1 pseudogene is annotated in these 584 nt (G+C 47.9%); it reads left to right on the forward strand.

Annotation, left to right across the window (positions count from 1 at the left end):
• Positions 1-584, forward strand: a pseudogene (locus R7R24_RS28830) (transporter); the annotation flags it as partial.

Below are 584 nucleotides of genomic sequence, written 5' to 3' on the forward strand. Positions count from 1 at the left end.
CAAGAGTGGCGCCAGCTTGCCAACTATATTAATCAGCAAAAGCGGCACCATGAGCCACAAAGTGCCGTCGACAGTATTCAGTTATCGCCTCTTGAGCCTAGTTGTAGCGCTGAGACAGCGCCAACGCTACAAGGCAAAGTCGTGCTTGCTGAACCGATATGGACTATCCCGAACCTGATGCGACATTCTGAATGGTTGCATGAGGTGATTCGTAGCACGGGGCTAGAGTTAGAGGTCATCAAAGTGGAAGACATTAGTTTTCCCGAGTCAGTTTCACACTTAGCGGATTTATTGTTCATTGAAGAGGTCATGGAAGCGCCATTTGAATATGGGGTATTTGAATGGCTATCGGTGGCGACTGGCTTACGTTTTAGTTTCGAACAAAACCAGATGGAGCGTCACCGCGAGCAGCTTCAAGAAGCCATTGCCTATGAACAACCGATTTCTCATTTGCTGGGTATTGAAGAAGCGCTGCGCGCGCAATATGTCTATTTGCCTTTGTTCATTGGCTACGAAGAAGTGACAAAAACCCAACAAGTTCGAGGCGTGCAAGTTAAGAATACCGGCTACAGCGACTTACACCG

The organism is Vibrio sp. 704, assembly GCF_033339295.1.